We start from the raw sequence: 804 nt of genomic DNA, 5'->3' as shown, positions 1-804 counted from the left end.
GTAGCGGGCGTGGTCGTCTCCGAACTCGGCGAGCACCCGAGCACCGAGCATGTGTCCCATTCCCGGCTGGGACAGCACGATCTCAGCGTCCGGGTGCCGGCCAAAATGGGCCTCGACCTCGCCTTCCAGCTCGTGGACCTGCTCGTTGAGCACCGCCAGGACCGCGAGCGTGGCGCGAGTGGTCGCCGCGTAGGCGGCGGTCACCACCGGCGGCTGGCCGAGATGCTCGGTGCGCAACGCGGCCTGGATCTCGGCCGCCTTGACATCGAGGTCACGGCGCCGGGCGCGCTGCAACGCGCCACGGATCTGTTTGAACGACAACCGCTTCGCGGCGTCCGGGCCAGGGGCGCGGCCCAGCAGCTCCAGCGTGTCCGGCGCATCCAGATCCTTGAACGCCACCAGCGCGGCCGGGAAGTACTCCCGCAACGCGTGCCGCAACCGCAGAGCGTGCCGGGTCCGGTCCCAGATCAGCGTCTTATGCGTCCGCGTGAGCGCCTTGATCGCCTCGACCTCGGCCGTGTCACCGGCGACCGTGCGCAGCTGGTGAGCCTCGGTACGGACCACATCGGCCAGCACATGCGCGTCCGCCGGATCACTCTTCGCCCCCGACACCCGGTGCCGGTCCCGGAACCGGGCCACCGACATCGGATTGATCGCGAACACCGCGTAACCCGCCGCGATCAACGCCTCCACCCACGGGCCATGGTCGGTCTCGATCCCGACCCGCACCTCGACATCCTCCGGATCGGCGTCACCGGTGTGCTCGGCGATCAACGCGTGCAACCGCGCCATCCCGGCCACCCC

Annotated in this window: 1 protein-coding gene; it reads right to left on the bottom strand. The window is 70.3% G+C overall.

Annotated elements, in window-relative coordinates:
• Positions 1 to 792, bottom strand: a 792-nt coding sequence (locus tag LFM09_RS50100) for an IS110 family transposase (RefSeq protein WP_414103735.1), incomplete at its 3' end; no start/stop codon positions are given.
• Positions 793 to 804: the final 12 nt, after the last annotated feature.

Source organism: Lentzea alba (genome assembly GCF_047445655.1).
GTDB classification, from domain to species: domain Bacteria; phylum Actinomycetota; class Actinomycetes; order Mycobacteriales; family Pseudonocardiaceae; genus Lentzea; species Lentzea alba_A.
Note: the sequence above shows the minus strand (reverse complement) of the source record. Positions and strands in the feature narration are given on the sequence as shown.